General features: G+C 69.6%; 12 protein-coding genes. 3 read left to right on the forward strand and 9 right to left on the reverse strand.

What is annotated here, in order from left to right; all coding sequences use genetic code 11:
* Positions 1-20: 20 nt before the first annotated feature.
* On the reverse strand, positions 21-1,067 hold the full coding sequence (locus tag ACQY39_RS03065) for a FecR family protein (protein ID WP_428503425.1): 1,047 nt from the start codon (positions 1,065-1,067) through the stop codon (positions 21-23).
* A complete protein-coding gene (locus ACQY39_RS03070) occupies positions 1,064-1,591 on the reverse strand; it encodes an RNA polymerase sigma factor (protein ID WP_428503426.1) in 528 nt (175 codons plus the stop codon). The genes ACQY39_RS03065 and ACQY39_RS03070 overlap by 4 nt, the downstream gene beginning before the upstream one ends.
* 47 nt (positions 1,592-1,638) lie before the next feature.
* Here ACQY39_RS03070 and ACQY39_RS03075 point away from each other — a divergent pair, with 47 nt between their 5' ends.
* Entirely contained in the window at positions 1,639-1,767 is a 129-nt protein-coding gene (locus tag ACQY39_RS03075) for a hypothetical protein (RefSeq protein WP_428503427.1), read from the forward strand.
* A 19-nt stretch (positions 1,768-1,786) separates the two neighbouring features.
* On the opposite strand, the gene ACQY39_RS03080 is transcribed toward ACQY39_RS03075, so the two are convergent.
* Complete coding sequence (locus ACQY39_RS03080) at positions 1,787-3,148, reverse strand: hypothetical protein (protein ID WP_428503428.1); 1,362 nt, start codon at positions 3,146-3,148, stop codon at positions 1,787-1,789.
* A 137-nt stretch (positions 3,149-3,285) separates the two neighbouring features.
* Between ACQY39_RS03080 and ACQY39_RS03085 the strand changes: the two genes are divergently transcribed.
* On the forward strand, positions 3,286-6,138 hold the full coding sequence (locus tag ACQY39_RS03085) for a serine/threonine-protein kinase (RefSeq protein WP_428503429.1): 2,853 nt from the start codon (positions 3,286-3,288) through the stop codon (positions 6,136-6,138).
* Here the strand turns inward: ACQY39_RS03085 and ACQY39_RS03090 are convergent.
* The 4 genes from ACQY39_RS03090 to proC form a co-directional block, all read right to left on the reverse strand.
* Positions 6,111-7,163, reverse strand: coding sequence for a Gfo/Idh/MocA family protein (locus ACQY39_RS03090; protein ID WP_263515797.1), 1,053 nt, complete (start codon positions 7,161-7,163; stop codon positions 6,111-6,113). The two genes, ACQY39_RS03085 and ACQY39_RS03090, sit on opposite strands and share 28 nt — an antisense overlap.
* Positions 7,156-7,953, reverse strand: a complete 798-nt coding sequence (locus tag ACQY39_RS03095; protein WP_428503430.1) for a hypothetical protein — start codon at positions 7,951-7,953, stop codon at positions 7,156-7,158. The genes ACQY39_RS03090 and ACQY39_RS03095 overlap by 8 nt, the downstream gene beginning before the upstream one ends.
* Positions 7,954-7,996: 43 nt before the next feature.
* Positions 7,997-8,569 carry a chorismate--pyruvate lyase family protein gene (locus ACQY39_RS03100; protein WP_263515799.1) on the reverse strand — a complete coding sequence of 191 codons (573 nt, stop codon included), beginning with the start codon at positions 8,567-8,569 and terminating at the stop codon, positions 7,997-7,999.
* Between the two features lie 108 nt (positions 8,570-8,677).
* On the reverse strand, positions 8,678-9,493 hold the full coding sequence (gene proC, locus ACQY39_RS03105; RefSeq protein ID WP_263515800.1) for a pyrroline-5-carboxylate reductase: 816 nt from the start codon (positions 9,491-9,493) through the stop codon (positions 8,678-8,680).
* A 158-nt stretch (positions 9,494-9,651) separates the two neighbouring features.
* On the opposite strand from proC, the gene ACQY39_RS03110 reads away from it, so the two are divergent.
* Positions 9,652-10,344 carry a nitroreductase family protein gene (locus ACQY39_RS03110; RefSeq protein WP_263515801.1) on the forward strand — a complete coding sequence of 231 codons (693 nt, stop codon included), beginning with the start codon at positions 9,652-9,654 and terminating at the stop codon, positions 10,342-10,344.
* On the opposite strand, the gene ACQY39_RS03115 is transcribed toward ACQY39_RS03110, so the two are convergent.
* Together ACQY39_RS03115 and ACQY39_RS03120 are read right to left on the reverse strand one after the other, a co-directional pair.
* Complete coding sequence (locus tag ACQY39_RS03115; protein WP_428503431.1) at positions 10,345-12,837, reverse strand: tetratricopeptide repeat protein; 2,493 nt, start codon at positions 12,835-12,837, stop codon at positions 10,345-10,347.
* Complete coding sequence (locus ACQY39_RS03120; RefSeq protein ID WP_428503432.1) at positions 12,837-16,445, reverse strand: L-glutamate gamma-semialdehyde dehydrogenase; 3,609 nt, start codon at positions 16,443-16,445, stop codon at positions 12,837-12,839. The genes ACQY39_RS03115 and ACQY39_RS03120 overlap by 1 nt, the downstream gene beginning before the upstream one ends.
* Between the last annotated feature and the right edge of the window lie 54 nt (positions 16,446-16,499).

The raw sequence follows: 16,499 nt of genomic DNA on the forward strand, positions 1-16,499 counted from the left end.
GTTTTCCGTACAAGCAAAGATCAACCGCGACTGACGCGCCAGCGCTGATCCTGCAAGCGCACCTTGAGGCCGAAACCCTGCTCCAGGCTGCGCAGGAACACGGCCACATCACGCGTGGCGAAGGCTCCCGAGATGCGCAGATCCTGCAGCGTCGGGTCGGCCAGCTCGATGGGCTCGGGGCTATAGCGGTTGACCTCTTCCAGCGCCAGGCCCAGGCTACTGTTGTCAAACACGATGCGGCCTTGCTGCCAGGCCAGCTTGCGCTCCAGCTCGGCCGGCGAGGCTATGGACAGCTGGGTCTGGCGCAGCTGATCCAGCGCCACCTGGCCGGCGCCCAGGCGCAGGGGCTGTGCATCGGGCTCGCCCTCTGCCTTGGCCGCCTTGCGCAGCTCGACCACGCCCTCGTACACCGTCACCTCGACACTGCCGTCGCGGTGACGCTGCACCAGAAAGCGCGTGCCCACGGCTCGCACCACGGTATGGCCGGCCACCACCTCGAAGGGCCGGCTCTTGTCCTTGGCCACCTCGAACAGGCCGACGCCGCGCTCCAGCACCACACGGCGGCGCGCCTCGCCGTAGACCACGCCCAGGGACGAGGCGGCATTGAGCTCGGTGCGCGAGCCATCGGGCAGCAACAAGACCTGCTGCTGACCCACCGGCGTGGCGTGCTGGGCGGCGAACTGGTTCTCGGGCGGCGCGGGCGTCCAGGGCTGGCGCAGGATCAGCACCAGCAGCAGGCAGGCGGCCGCCAGACCACCGGCGGCCGAAGCCCAAAGCCAGGGGCGCCGGCTCCGCGCCGGGCGTGCCGGTGCAGGACTGGCCGCTTCATCAGGAAAACGCGCCTGGCCAGCGGCTGCCCAGATCAGGGCATGCTCGTCCAGCAATCGGGCGTGGGCCGGATCGCTCGCCAACCAGTCCTTGAGCTGTTGGCGCTCCGCAGCGCTGAGTTCGCCGGCATCGATGCGCACCACCCAGCGGCGCGCCGCCTCAGCCGAATCGCCGACGCGACCGAAAGGCAAGACCTGCCCCTCGGCTTGATGAGACGGCCTGTCTGGCGTGCGGCTCATCGGCGCTGGCCCTCCCGGCGCTGCAGCTCGCCATCGTGTTCGGCCATGGCCTCGTGACAGAGCTGCAGGGCACGCGTGATGTGGCGCTCCACCGTCTTGGGCGAGATGTCCAAGCGGCGAGCAATCTCGGCGTGTGAGAGATTGTCGACCTTGCGCATGCGAAACACTTCCAGGCACTTGGGGGCCATGCGTTCCATGGCGGCCTCGACGGCGGCCACACGTTGGCGTTGTTGGATCAGGGCCTCCACACTGGGCCCTGTGTCCTCAACGCGCAAGTCGTCCCATTCCCCCACAGCGTCGGTGGCACGAGCAATGCGCTTGCGCAACTCGCTCAGCGCCAGATTGCGCGCCACCGTGTAGAGCAAGGCCTCGCTGACCGGCGTCTGCTCGCCGAGCTCGGCGGCATAGACGCGCAGGAACGCCTCCTGCGACACCTCGGCCGCCTCATCGGCATTGCCCAGCAAACGCTGAACATAACGTTCCAGCAGCTTGCGGCGCGCGCGATAAATGTCGAGAAGGCTCATGGGGCGGCGACTATATGCCATCCCCCCACAGGGCAGCACCATGCGGCATGCCCAGCTCGCCCATTCGCCTGGACGAGGCCTTGATTTTGGCCCTCGATGTCGACACCGAAGCCCAGGCCTTGACCGTGATCACCAGCCTGCTCGACGCCGATCTGCCCGAGATCGACCTGCACTAAAGGCCAGTTCCAGTGCGAGTCACGGGTGAGGCTCGGCGGCAAAGAAGCCTGGCCCCGTCATGCGCCTCAAGCCATCCAACAACTCCTGCCGAGCCTGGTCGCGGCCCTCGCTCGCGTAGTCCTGAGCGTCTGCGGCCAGCCTCTCCATCTGGGCATTGCAGGAAGCCCGGCACGCCTGCATTTGCTCGCTGCGCGACTCGGGCAGCTCGCCACGCCGTGGCTCCAGCAGATAAGTGCCCGGTGGGTCAAGCGCCACGCGCTCGATCCGCTCATGGCAGAGCGCCGCGCACGAGAGTGTGGCCAGATGCGCGCTGCACTGGGCGCCATCGTCCTGTGCCGCTTGAATCGCCAGCCAGGAGCGACTCCCGGCACCAGCCCTGGGCAGCTTTTGCAGGCTGAGCTGTTCGGGTGCATCAGCAGCGCGCAGACGCAGATGCAGGCGGTGGAGCTGGGCAGTCTTCAAAGAGGCCAGCAGCTCCGGCGCTCCCAGTGCCAGCAGTTCATGCGTTTGCAAATCCAGATAGCGGCTCCGGCGTAAGGCATGAAGACCGTTCACCCATTCGCTGCTGAACAGCAGGGACGCCTCGCCCCTCTTCTGCTGACGCGCCTGTTCAGCCCAGACCGCCCGGAACAGCTGCGGAAACTGCGCGGCCAGTTCCAGCGGCAAGCGCACCGGCGCCTGACTCCAGGACCAGGGCGCATCCCTGCCTTTCCAGCTCAGCGACGGCAGGGTGGGCAATCCCGCCAAGCGGTACTCCCCCGCCGAACCCGACCCGGCTTGCAGATCCAGCACGTAAAGGACGAGCTCCGCCTCCGACCTGGCATCGGCCAGCAGCCAGGCCCGCAGGGCCAAGGTTTGCGCATCCGCGGGCAAGTCCGTCTGCCAGGCCGGCTGTTCGCAGTCGGCGTCGGGGCAAAGGGCGTGGAGCAAGTGCTCGCGCTCAGTCGATCCATGCAAAGCTGGCGGGGGCGGCGGCAAAGCGCCCCAGCGCAGCGAAAACTGACACGGCTCAGGCTCACGCCGCAGCTGCAGGCGGGGCGCGGCAAAGCGGTCGATCTTGCGCAAGCCGGCGGCATCGACCTCGCGCCAGGGCGAGCCCGCCGCGCCGGGCCGGGCGCCGTCCCGCAATCGAAGCGTCAGCACTCGCCGGGGCCTGTCCAACAGCAAGAGGCCCAGGCTCACACCCGGCAGACTGTCGGCATCGGCACGGCCGACGATCACGGTTCCAGTCTCGGCGGCCTGAGTCGGTACAGCCGCCAGGACCACAGCAGCCCAGCTGGCCCAGCACAAAAGCACACGCCGCAGCCAGGGCCTGCCAAAAACCTGGCAAGTGCCGATGTTCCGCTCCGCTCCTTCCTTCTCGCTTTTCATCTCCAACATGCCTCCCTGCATGGGGCGCCAGCCGCCCTGCGCCGGCACTGTAGCGCCGCCACGCTCACTCAGCATCAGCAGGCAAGCCCTGACCCTCGGGCTTGTCAGCATGACGGCGGCGCCGAACTTGCGCACACTGGGCAGCCATGAGCATTCCACCCGCTTGGCCGGACGTCCGGCAGCTGTTTGACGCCGCCGCGGGCCTGCCGGCGGCCGAGCGCGAAGCCTTTGTGCGCGCCAGCGCGGCCAGCGCCGAGCTGCAGGCCGAGGTCCTGTCTCTGCTCGCACACAGCACCGGCGGCGGCGCCGAAGACCCGGGCTTTCTGGCCCAGGCGGCGCTGGCCGAGGCTGGCGCACACACGAAGGAAGAAGCGGATGCCGTGGCCTGGCCGGGCCTGCGCTTGGGAGCCTGGGAGCTGATCGACGTCCTGGGCTGCGGCGGCATGGGCGAGGTCTGGCGCGCGCGCCGGGCCGACGGCGCCTACCAGGGCGAGGCGGCGGTCAAGCTGCTCAAGCGCGGCATGGATTCCAGTGCCGTGCTGCAGCGCTTTGCGCAGGAGCGCCAGGCCCTGGCCCGGCTCGACCACCCGCATATCGCGCGCCTTTTTGATGCGGGGCTCAGCCCCAGCGGCCTGCCCTATTTCGTCATGGAGCTGGTGCAGGGCCGGGCCATCGACCAGGCCTGCGAAGGCCTGAGCCTGGAGGCGCGGCTGGCGCTGTTCCTGCAACTGGCCGACGCCGTGTCCTATGCGCACCGCCATCTGCTGGTGCACCGCGACCTCAAGCCCGGCAATGTGCTGGTCAACGGCGAAGGCCAGGTCAAGCTGCTGGACTTTGGTATCGCCAAGGCCCTGGACCCGCAAGAGGCCTTGCCGGGCCAGCAAAGCCCGACCGACCAAACGCAGGCCGGCCAGCGCCCCTTCACACCCAACTACGCCAGCCCCGAGCAGGTGCGCGGCGACCCGGTCAGCACCGCCACCGATCTTTATTCCCTGGGTGTGCTGCTCTATGTGATGTTGACCGGCGTGCGCCCCTATGGCCGCCAGGCCAGCACGCCGCTGCAGGCCGCGCATTGCGTGCTGGAAGAGCTGCCGACCCGGCCCAGCAGCCTGTCGCCCGAGCTGATCAAGGACCCGCAGTGGCTGAATCGGCGCAAGCGCCTGCGCGGCGATCTCGACAACATCCTGCTCAAGACCTTGGAGAAGCAGAGCAGTGCGCGCTATGCAAGCGTTGACGCCTTGGCCGCCGACCTCCGTGCCCATCTGCAGGGCTACCCCGTCAGCGCGCGCAAGCCGCGCCTGGGCTATCTGCTGGGTCGTTTTGTCAGCCGCAACAAATGGCCGGTGGCAGCCGGCAGCCTGGCCTTGGCGGCCGTAGTCGGCGGTGCCGGCCTGGCGCTCTGGCAGGCGCGCGTGGCGCAGGCGCAGAGCCAGCTGGCCGAGCGGCGCTTCAACGACGTGCGCCAGTTCGCGCGCCTGATGCTGTTCGAGGTGGACACCGCCTTGCGCGACGGCCCGACCGCCGGCCGCGAAAAGCTGGTCGCCGGCGCGCTCAGCTATCTCGACCGCCTGGCCAGCGAGCGCCTCGAGGACCGCGAGCTGCTGCGCGATGTGGCCGAGGGCTATGAGCGCATCGGCGACATCTTCGGCAACAGCATGCAGGCCAACCTGGGCCGGCCCCAGGAGGCCCGCGCCGCCTACGAGAAGGCCTTGCGCATGCGCGAGGCCCTGGCGGCGCTGGACCCGCTGGACCTGAAGAATGTGCAGGGGCTGAAGTCCATCAACGAGCGCTTTGGCGACAGCGCCCGCGCCGCCGGCAAGCTGCCCGAAGCCAAGGGCTTTTACCGCACGGCAGCCGCCCATGCGGCCAGCCTGGCGCAAGCCCAGCCGCAAGACCTGGCGGTGCAACTCAAGCGCATCGAGGCCGACCGTTACCTCGCTTCGGTCGACTACTGGCCCTTCAAGGAAAGCCTGGGCCTGTACCAGCCGGCACGCCAGCGCATCGAAGCGCTGGACCGCGAGATGGACGGCCTGCTGCAGCGCCACCCCGAGCGCAGCGAAGTGCTGGAGGCTTACGGCGGCCTGCTCAACCAGCTCTCCGACTTCCAGCGCGTGGCGGGCGAGTTCCCGGCCAGCCTACAGACTCAGCTCAAGAGCCACCAGCTGGCGACCCGCCTGCTCGCCAGCGCGCCCGACAACCCGCGCTGGCAGCGCTGGCTCTACCTGGCCGAAGGTCGCCTGGCCGATGCCTTGCTGGAAACGGGCGACACCGAGCGCGGCCTGGCCATGTGGATCAGCTCGATCGAGCGGCGCGAACGCGGCGCCCGCGCGGACCCGAGCAATGAGCGGGCGCAGCGCAACCTGGCCAATGGCTATGGCCCCCTGGCCGAGGCCCTGGACAGCCTGGGCCGCCCGGCCCGCGCGCTGGTCTGGTACCAGCGCGAGTTCAAGCTGCTGAGCGAGCTGCGGCAGAAGTTTCCGCAAGTGAAGGCCTTGGCGCCGCGCCTGGACGAGTCGGAGCGCGACCTGACCCTGCAGCTGTCCCTGGCCGGCCGGCATGGTGAGGCGGTCCAGCGCTGGCGCGCCCTGACCGAGCGGCGCGCGGCCGCCGGCGCCAATGACGACCCCGAGGGCGAAGCCAAGTACGGCCTGGTCGAGGCCCGCATCCTGCTGGCGGCCCCGGCCGCCATGCTCAGCCCGGCCGCGCGCGCCGCGGCGCGCCAAGCCGGCGAAGCGGCGCTGAAGACCTTGCGCGCCTCAGCCCAACGCGAGCCCTTCAACGCCTTGTTCGCCCGCGAGGCTCATCTGGCCGAGTTCTGGCTGGGCCGCGCGCTACAAGGCCCGGCCGCTCATGACCCGGCCGCCGCCTGCGCCCTGCTCAAGGCGGCCGCGGCCGGCCTGGCGCGGCTGCGCACAGAGCAGCGCCTGCCGGCCAATCTGCAGGCCTTGGACAGCCAAGCCCAAAGCCTGGCTCAGTGCAAGGCGGATTCGAAGGGGTAGCGCACGCCCAGCTGGGCGCGGATCTGGTCCATCCAGGCCAGGGTGGCCAGGGTCTCGCTGAGCGGCATGTGCGCGCTTTCGCTGCGGCCGGCGCGAATGCAGGCTGCCGCTTCGAGGATCTCGCCCTCGAAGCCATTGATCTGGAACGGCGCCTGCACGGTCTGCTCCGGCTGACCGGCGACCTGCAGCCGAGCTTCGGTCGCCTCCCAGAAGTTGCGCGGCAGCTCGATCACGCCACGCTCGCCGAAGATGCGCAGGCCGTTGTCGGCCATGCCGTCGAAGGCGCAGACGAACTGAGAGCTGATGCCGCCGGGAAAGTGCAGGCTGGCGGCCAGACGCTGGTCGACCCCGGTGGGCGCCAGCACGCCCTGGGCTTGGATCTGCAGCGGCTCGGGGCATGCACCGAGCGCCTGTTGCAGCACCCAGCGCGTCATGCTGAGGTTGTAGATGCCGATGTCCAGCAAGGCGCCACCGGCCAGGGCCGGGTCAAAGCAGCGGCTGCGGGCGTCGAAAGGGATGGAGAAACAAAAGCTCGACTGAATGGCCCGCAGCGGGCCGATCGCATCGGCTTGCAGCCAGGCTCGCACTTGCGCGTAGACCGGCAGAAAGCGCGTCCACAGCGCTTCCATCAAGAACAGCTGGCGCTGCTGCGCCAAGGCCACCAGGGGCAGGGCCTGGGCAAGACCTGGCACCAAGGGCTTCTCGCACAGCACCGACTTGCCGGCTTCAAGGGCGGCGGCCACGGCCAAGCCATGCTGGGCATGGGGCGTGGCGATATAAACCGCATCGACCTCGCTGCTGGCCAGGGCGGCCTGCAGCTCGGCCGCATCGGCGGCCAGAGCCAGACGCGGCGCCGGCCGGTCGCTCGCGCAATGCTCGGCCACAAAGGCCTGCGAACGGGCCAGGTCGCGCCCCAGCACCAGGCTCAGCTCATGACCGGGCAGGCCTTGCAAGGCCTGGACAAAGCGCCCGGCGATATTGCCGGGGCCGACCAGGGCCCAGCGCAAGGCCCGCGCTTCAGGCACGCGCGCTCTTGGCGGCTGTCTTGCGAACAGCGGGCTTGGCGGCGGCTTTCACAGCCGCCTTCGCAGCAGTCTTCGCGGCCGGCTTGACTGCAGCTTTCGCCGCAGCTTTCACGGCAACTTTGGGCGCCGCCTTGCTGGCCGGCTTGGCGGCTGCCTTGGGTGCAGCCTTAGCAGCCGGCTTGGCGGCGGCTTTGACTGTCGCTTTGGGCGCGGCCTTGGCTGCCTTGGGCGCCTTCGCTGCCGGCGCTGCGGCGATGATGGACTTCAGCTGCTCCTTCAAGGCCTTGCCCTCGGCGCGCTTGGCGCGGGTGGCGGCGCGTTGGTAGGCTTCTTCGGCCGACTCACGCAGGGCCACGGCCTTGGCCAGGGCGGCTTGGTACTTCTCCACCGTGTAGGTGTTCTCGGTACCGATGTAGACGCTGCGGCCACGCGGCGAACCGCCGAAGCGAGGCAAGGACACGGCAAAGCTGCAGTCGCGCACGCGGCTGCTGGCGCGCTGGCGCACGATGGGGCCAGAGATGCCGACCGGCAAACCACTGCCCTTGTTGCCGCTGGGGCGGCGTTGCAAGCGCGAAGGCGCAGGCAAGGTGGCGATGCGACTCAGCAAGGCCTTGGTGGCTTCGGCCAAGGCCGCCGCAGCACCGCTACCGTCTTGCGAGTGGTCGGAGAAAAGCTTGGTGCCGCCATAACGCAGCTGCCAACCGTGCGTCGACTGATGGTCGATACGCTGAATGCATTGCGGCACAGCGAATTGCTGGCCACTGAAAATAACGACGTCACGAGTTTTCATGAGATTCCTCAAAACAGCTGATGAACCTCCCTACCTTATTGTTCTAGGCCCTATTGTTACGCCTCTTTACACACCTAACGCGACCAACTGTCGGCATATTTCCTGCCAGTTCCGGCACAAATAGCTCCATCACCCGTAACTGAGCCCCGCAGCGGCTGAAAACAGAGTTGCGTGACCACAACATTTGGGCCGATGCGGGGCTGCCGGTGGCGGCCAACCACTGCTTTTCCATCTGCCGGCGGGTGTGGCCGAAGCGGGACAGACGGCGCGGCCGCAGCTCGCTGCGCCGCACGCGCGGGTCGGCATAGAGCAAATTGGCCAGCGGCCGGGGGCCCAGGCCCTTGAGGGCGCGCCAGGGGCCGGCCAGGGCGCTCTGATGCAGGCTGGAGCGCGCCCAGACCAGGGGACGGCCGTCGACGCTGAGGATGACCTCGCGCACCACGGTGCAGCCGTGCCGCGGCAGGCCCAGGGCCTTGAGTTCGGCCGTGCGCAGGGGCGCGGTGCGCTGGCTGAGCACCGTCACTTCAAAGCGTTCGCCCAGGCAGGCCAGGCGCCGGCTCAGCGAACCGGGGGCGTGCAGCCATTTGCGCAAACTGTCGCGGCTGGCTATGCCCAAAGCAGCACCCTCAGGGTCAGCGGCAAGGTCGAGTTCAAGGTTCCGTGGGACATCGCTGTCAGCTTGGGGTCAGGTCGTGCTCGCGTCTGTCGGGTTTGGCGGGTCGGTTCAAGCCGCAAACTCATCACCGAGCTCGCGAGCGCGCGCTTGCGCGGCCAGCACGGCGCGCTGCACGGCCGCGCCGACCTGGTCGGCCTGCAAGCTGCTGATGGCGGCATGGGTGGTGCCGCCCTTGGACGTGACACGCTCGCGCAGCACGGTCGGCGACTCGCTGGAGGCCAGGCCCAGGGCGGCCGCGCCGCGGCAGGTGGCCAATGCCAGCTCGCGGCCCTGCGCTTCGCTGAGCCCCATGTCCACCGCCGCAGCCGTCATGGCCTCGACGACGTAGAAGAAATAGGCCGGCCCCGAGCCCGACAAGGCAGTGACCGCATCCAGATCGGCCTCCGCATCGACCCAGATGCAGCGGCCAGTGGGTGCCAGCACCTGCTCCACCCGGGCCCGGTCGCCGGCGGACACCGCAGCGCGGGCAAACAGGCCGGCGATGCCTTTGCCGATCAGGGCCGGCGTGTTGGGCATGGCGCGCACGATGCGCTCGCTGCCGGTCTTGGCCACCAGGGTGTCGCTGCGGATGCCCGCCATCACGGACAGGTGCAGGGCCCCGTGCAGCAATCCGGCCAGAGGCGCGGCCGCTTCGCCAAAGAGCTGGGGCTTGACCGCCCAGACCACCAGTCCCGCCTCGGCCAGACTGGCATCGGCGGCGGCGAGCACATGGAGGCCCGGGAAATCGGCCTGCAGGCGGGCGCGCTGCGGCTCGTAGGGCTCGACCACCCAGACCCGCGCCGGGTTCAGGCCGGCGCGCAGCAAGCCGCCGATGATGGCGCTGGCCATATTGCCGCCGCCAATGAAAGCTATGGGTGAACTCATGGCTGACGCCGCTTCCTGCTCATGGGATGGAGGTCGAAGTGTAGGCGCGCCGCGCAGGACTCGGGCCCGGCACCGATGGTCAAGCCGGCCGACACCGGCTACGCTGCCCGCGTCGCGAAAGTTCCCAAACCACAAGACGCGACGGAGGAGAAACCACCATGACCGAGACCCACGAACTGCCCGCTCCTGCCATGGAGCCCCTGCGCGACTACCGCGAACTGCCGCCCGAGCAGATGCTGGCCCAGGCGCGCGCCCACTACCAGCAGCAGCTGCGCCGCCGCACCGTGCGCGATTACGACAGCCGGCCCGTGCCGCGCGAGGTGATCGAGCAATGCCTGCTGGCCGCCGGCACCGCGCCTTCGGGCGCCAACCAGCAGCCCTGGCATTTCGCCGTCATCAGCGACCCGGCGATCAAGCACCAGATCCGCATCGAAGCCGAGGAAGAGGAGCGCACCTTTTACAACGGCCGCGCGCCCGAAGAATGGCTGCGCGCGCTGGCGCCCCTGGGCACCGACGCCAACAAGCCTTTTCTGGAAGAGGCGCCGCTTTTGATCGCCATCTTTGCGCAGAAGTACGGCATCGATGCCCAGGGCGAGCGCTACAGCCACTACTACGTGCCCGAGTCGGTGGGCATTGCCACCGGTTTCCTGATCAGCGCCCTGCACGACGCCGGCCTGGCCACCCTGACCCACACGCCCAGCCCCATGGGCTTTCTGAGCAAGATCTGCGGCCGGCCGGAATCAGAAAAGCCGGTCATCCTGCTGGTCGTGGGCTACCCCAAGCCGGGCTGCCTGGTGCCGGTGCATGGTGGCATCAAGAAACCGCTGGAGGCGATCAGCAGCTGGTTCTGATCACTCGCTCGCCAGCTGCTCCAGCAGCCGCCGTTCCCAGGCCGGCTGCTCGTTGACCGAGATCCAGCCCGAGGCCTCGGCGCGGTAGACGTAACGCGGCGCACTGGCGGCATCGGCATGGCGCTGGCGCAGCGGTGCCCAGCTGGCCGTGGCCTGCTCGGGGCGGCCCAGGCGGGTCTGGGCGGCGCCCTGGATGATGAGGGCCAGGTCGGTCCAGGGGTTCAGGGCCAGGGCGGCCTCGGCCTGGCGCAGAGCACCGGCAGCATCCTGGCCCAGCAGCGAAGCCCAGGCCTGCAGCGCCAACACGCCGGCGTCCTTGGGGTCCAGCAGCGCCGCTTCCTTGAGCTGGGCGCGGGCGGGCTCCAGGCGGCCGGCGCGCAGCAGGTCGCGGGCCAGATCGCGGCGCAGCTCGACAAGGCCGGTGCGCAGGCGCAGGGCCTGCTCGTAGACGGCAAAAGCCTCGTCCCAGCGCTCGGCCTGGGCCAGGGCGGCGGCCTTGCCCCAGAGGGCCTCGGGGCTGTCGCTCTGGTAGGCCAGGGCCGACTCAAACGCGGCCAGGGCCGGCCCGGCCGCACCCAGGCGCAGCTGATGCCCACCCAGGGCCAGGTCGACGCGCTGCCGGTCTTCGCCCTCCAGGCCCTGGGCTTGTGCGCTCAGCTGAGCCGTCAGCTCGGCCAGGGGCTGGCCGCTGTGCCACAAGGCTTCCAGCGCTGAGCTCAGCACCGCGCCGCCGCGCGGATAACGCGTTTGCACCTCGGCAGCCAGGCGGCGCACGGCGTCCACATCCGCGGCCAAGGACGCGCCGTAGAGCGCGGCCGTCAGCACCAGCTCGTCCTGCGGCGCCACGCTGCGGGCGCGCTCGAAAAAGCCGCGGGCCGCGACCAGCTCGCCGGACTCCAGACGATGGTGGCCGGCATTGACCAGGGCGATGGGCAGGCTGGCGCGGGTGTCGGTCTGATGGAAGAGGCGCTGCACCAGGGCCAGCAGTTCCGGGTCCTGCGCCTGCAGACGCTCGCGCACGATCTCGCGCGTGTCGAAGGCATCGCGGCGCGGCGAGTCGAGCGCGTTGGCGCCCTCGGCGAAATACTCCCAGACCGAGCCGCCGGCATAGCGCGACAGAAAGCCGTTCTTGCTGCGCTCGTCGCGCAGCTTGGCGCGGCGGTACAGCTCCTGGATCTCGCGCGCGGCGTCGGCCGTCAACACGCCGTGGACCTGGTGGCTCAGCTCATGCAGCACGGTGTTGTAGCGGCCGAAGATGGAGCGCTCGACGTCCTCGATGCCGGTCACGGTGTTGAAGCCGCCCATACCGCGCACATCGTCCCAGAGGCGCGAGTCGTAGCCGATGCGCTGGTCCTTGAGCGCCAGCGCGCCGGGGGTTTCGGACAGGCGCATGTCCAGGGGCTTGATGAAATGCGTGGCGCCGCCCTCGACCAGCACCGGAATGAAGGCCTTCCAAGGCGCCAGCGACAGGGCCACGCGCTTCTGGTGGCGCGGCGAGAGCTGGGCCCAGTTCAGCACATAGCGCTCGATGGCGGGCACCTGCGGCATGGGCGTGGCGGCGAAGCGGGCTTCGTCGGCCGCGCGGTGTGGATCCTGGCGCAGGCGCAGGCCTTCGATGGCCTTGGCCAGCACCGCATGGGCGCGGCCATGGCCGGGGCAGCGCGCCAGGGCACTGGCAGCCAGACGGCGCGCGGCCAGCAGATCGCCCCGGTCAAAGGCGCGCGCGGCGCGACGGATCAAGGTGTTGGCGGCAGCAAAAGCGCCCGGCGCCTCGGCCGCCAGCTCGCTGTAGTTCTTGCGGGCATAGCCATTGCCGAGGTGGTAATGCGCTTGCTCGTGGAAGGGATCCAGGGCCACGGCGCGCTCGGCGGCAGCCACAGCCTCGGCCGTTCGGCCCAGGCGGATCAGGGTCTCGGCCAGAGCTTGCTCGCCATCGGCACTGGGCTGCAGGGCCAGGGCTTGCTGGTGCAAGGTCAGGGCCGCGTCGTAGCCACGCCGCTGGTAGGCCAGCTGGCCCTGGCCGCGCAAGACGCTGGCGCGCTCGGCCGGGCTGCGCGCGCTGTGCTGCGCCCGCTGCAGGCAGGCCTCGGCCCGTTCGAAATCGCGCAGCTCCAGGGCCAGGCGCGCGGCGGCCAGCAGGTCGGCGGCCGTGGCCGCAGCGCCATCCTCCAACACCGCGGCCGTGCGGCGGCCGACCTCGGCGAGGTTCTCGCTGACGAACAGCCAACGGTAGAGCAGCTCGCCGGCCTCGCTGTCCAGCGCCTGGCCGGCCGCATGGCGGCGCAGCAGCAGCTGCAAGGCCGGCCGCGCGGCGCGGTAGTCCTGCGCTTGCAGTTGCTGGCCCAGGCGCTGCCAGGCCGGCAAGACGCTCGCTGCGGCTGGCAGCGACAGCGCTTCGGCCGGCGCCGCAGCCACGGGCTGGCCTGCGGTCAGCAGGGTCCAACCCAGCAGGCCAGCGCCGCCGAGCCGCAGCAGCCGCGAGCGGCCGCGCATCAGTGCAAACCGGCCAGCAGGGCCGCGTTGCCGCCGGCGGCCGCGGTGTTGATGGTCAAGGTCTGCTCGGCGCTGAAGCGGTATTGCTGAAGCGGGTCATGCACTTCCTGCGCCGTGATCAGGGGGCGGATGGCGCCATCACCGGCGGCCAGCTGACGCAGCAAGGCGCGCTCGGCCGGGCGGTCGGGTGCGGCCAGCACCACGCCGGCGACGCGCTCGTCGTCGAGCAAAGCCGCCACCGTGGCGCTGCCTGCCTGGGGCAGGATCAGCAAGGCCTCGGCCGGCAGGCCGGCGGCACGCAGACGGGCTTGCACCAGCTCAGCCTCGGCCGGCGCATCGCAGAGCAGGGCCACGCTGTTGCCGGCCACCAGAGCGGCAGCCAGGCTCAGGGCCAGCTCGGGCAGGGGCGCCGACTGGGCCAGCAGCAGCAAGACGCCGCGGGCATGCAGACGCAGCTCATTGCTCTCGCCCGTCGGGCCGGGCAGGCGCAGGTCGGCCAGCACGCGCTCGGCCAGGCTCAAGCGAGCATTGACAGACAGGCCACCGGCCTGGCCTTCGAAGGCACGGCGCAGCACGGTCGCACGCTCGGTCAGCGGGCGTGAGGCCCAGGCCTCGTGGCCCGCGGCCAGGGCGGCCACGGTGGCGGCCAAGCCGGCAGTAGCGGCGGCCTCCGGCTTCAGACCGGCACCTGCGGCAGGTGCCACCACATGCGGCAGCGCGCAGAAGCGGTAAAGGTAGTTCGGGCCGCCGGCCTTGGGGCCTGTACCGGACATGCCTTCGCCGCCAAAGGGCTGGACGCCGACCACGGCGCCGATGACATTGCGGTTGACGTAGACGTTACCAATGCGGGCCAGCTCGGCCAGGCGCAGGGCGCGGCTGTCGATGCGGGTCTGGATGCCCAGGGTCAGGCCGTAGCCGAGCGCGTTGATCTGCTCGACCACCGCGTCGACATCGCCACCCCAGCGCACCACATGCAGCACCGGGCCGAAGATTTCCTGGCGCAGGCTGCCGATCGATGCAATCTCGAAAGCCACCGGCTGGATCAGGCGCGGCAGGGCATCGTGCACCGGCGCTTCGGCGATCAGCTTGGCCTCGCGCTTGAGGCGGGCGACGTTCTTGGCGATGTTGTCGAAGGCCTCGTCGTCGATGACCGGGCCGACATCGGTGGCCAACTCGGCCGGGCGACCGACCCACAGCTCTTGCAGCGCGCCCTTGAGCATCTCGATCACGCCGTCGGCGATGCTCTCGTGCACGCACAGCAGGCGCAGGGCCGAGCAACGCTGGCCGGCCGAGCGGAAGGCCGACTGCACCACGGCATCGACCACCTGCTCGGGCAGGGCGGTCGAGTCGACCACCATGGCGTTGAGGCCACCGGTCTCGGCGATCAGGGGCACGACCGCGCCGTCCTTGGCGGCCAGGCTGCGGTTGATGATCTGCGCCACTTGTGTGGAGCCGGTGAAACAGACGCCGGCGGTCTGCGGCGCCGCCACCAGGCCGGCACCGACAGTCTCGCCCGGGCCGTGCAGCAGCTGCAGCGCCGTCTGCGGCAGGCCGGCGGCGTAAAGCAGCTCGACGAACTGCTGGGCCACATAAGGCGTTTGTTCAGCGGGCTTGGCGGCCACGGTATTGCCCGTCACCAGGGCGGCGACGACCTGGCCGGCGAAGATGGCCAGGGGGAAGTTCCAGGGGCTGATGCAGACGAAGACGCCACGGCCTTGCATACGCGGGCCATCCAACTCGGCCTGGTCGGCGTAGTAGCGCAGAAAGTCGACGGCTTCGCGGACTTCGGCCACGCAGTCGCCTTGGGTCTTGTAGGCTTCCTTGACCAGCAGGGCACAGAACTCGTGGATGCGACCGTCCAACAAATCGGCGGCGCGACGCAGGATGTCGGCGCGCTCATGAGCGGGCGTGGTGTTCCAGGGCGTGAAGCCGGCTTGCAAGCGGACCATGGCCTCGCTGACCTGCTCGGCCGTGGCTTCGGGCACGGGCTTGATCTCGCTGCGGGCCAAAGCGTCCAGGTAAGCCTGGCGCTGAGCCAGGTCGGTCAGGTCAGCGCCGGTGGAGTTGGCGCGGCCTTCGCCCTTGGGGTCTTGATAGAGCGAGCGCGGCAGCGGCAGGGCACTGTAGGGCTGAACTTGCTCGACCGGCGAGCCGAGCAGCTCGGGCACCTGCACGTTGACATCGGCCAGCTGGTGGACGAAGGACGAATTGGCGCCGTTTTCGAGCAGGCGGCGGACCAGATAGGCGAGCAGGTCGCGGTGTTCGCCGACCGGAGCGTAGACGCGGCAGGGAATCGTGCCGGCCTTGAGCACCTCGCGGTACACGCCTTCGCCCATGCCGTGCAGACGCTGCATTTCGAACTTGGCGTTGGCCGACTTGGCCATCTGCACGATGGCGGCGATGGTGCCGGCGTTGTGGCTGGCGAACTGCGGATAGATCACATCGGCGTGTTCGATCAAAGCCTGGGCGCAGGCCAGATAGGACACATCGGTGTGCTGCTTGTGGGTGAATACGGGGTAGGCGGCCAGGCCCAGCTCTTGGGCGCGCTTGATTTCGCCGTCCCAATACGCGCCCTTGACCAGGCGCACCATGAAGCGCAAGTGGTGCTTCTTGGCGATGGCGGCCACCTCGTGGATGACGGCCAGAGCGCGGGTCTGGTAGGCCTGCACGGCCAGACCGAAGCCGCGCCATTGCGGGTAATGGCTGGCGATGCGGGCGGCCAGGGCGTCCAGCACATCGAGCGAGAGCTCGAGGCGGTCGACTTCTTCGGCGTCGATGGTCAGGTTGATATTGGCCTGCGCGGCCAAGGTGATCAGCTCCCAGACGCGCGGCAGCAGCTCGGCGAACACACGCTCGCGTTGCAGCACTTCATAGCGCGAGAACAGGGCGCTGAGCTTGATCGAGATGCCGTCCGCCGCTTCCGGTGAATCGGCTTTGGCGCCGGCGGCGATGGCCTTGATGGCGCCAACGTAGGCGGCCTGGTAGCGGCGCGCATCGGCCTCGGTGCGGGCGCCCTCACCCAGCATGTCGTAGCTGAAGCGCAGCATAGGCTGGACCTTGCGCGCAGAAGCGGCCTCGTCCATGGCTTCGCCGATATTGCGGCCCAGCACGAACTGTCGGCCCAGCAGCTGGATGGCACGCACCGTGGCGCCCACCACGGTCTGCGCGCCCAAGCGGGTCAGCAGGCCGCCCTGGCCTTCGGCATCGGGCAGGAATTTCTTGGACAGCGAGATGGCCGAGGCCGAGAGGCTGGACCAGAGCTTGTGCGGGCCGTCCGAGCCGCCGTCGAACTGGCCGCGGCCGAGCTGGTCGGCCGTCAGGGCGATCGCGGTGGGGGCGTCCGGCACGCGCAGCAGGGCTTCGGCCAGGCGCATCAGGGCCAGGCCTTCGGAGCTGGTGATCGGGTATTCGCGCAGCAGCGATTCCATGGCCCAGAAGGGCGCGGGGTTGGCGCGCACCTGCTCCACCCAGGGGGCGGCTTGCTCGATGACGGCGGGCCAATTCAGGCCGGCGCCCAGGCTCTGGGCCAGCGCGTTGACCACGCCGATCTCGTCGCGGTAGGGGTCAGGCAGGCGGGCGGCTTCGGGCGGCAGGGCGAAAGCGGTCATGGAAAACCTCGTAATGGGCGAAACTAGCGAAGCGTCGAACTTTATGTGGGCTGG

The sequence above is a fragment of the Roseateles sp. genome (genome assembly GCF_965262435.1).
In the GTDB taxonomy this organism is placed as follows: domain Bacteria; phylum Pseudomonadota; class Gammaproteobacteria; order Burkholderiales; family Burkholderiaceae_C; genus Paucibacter_A.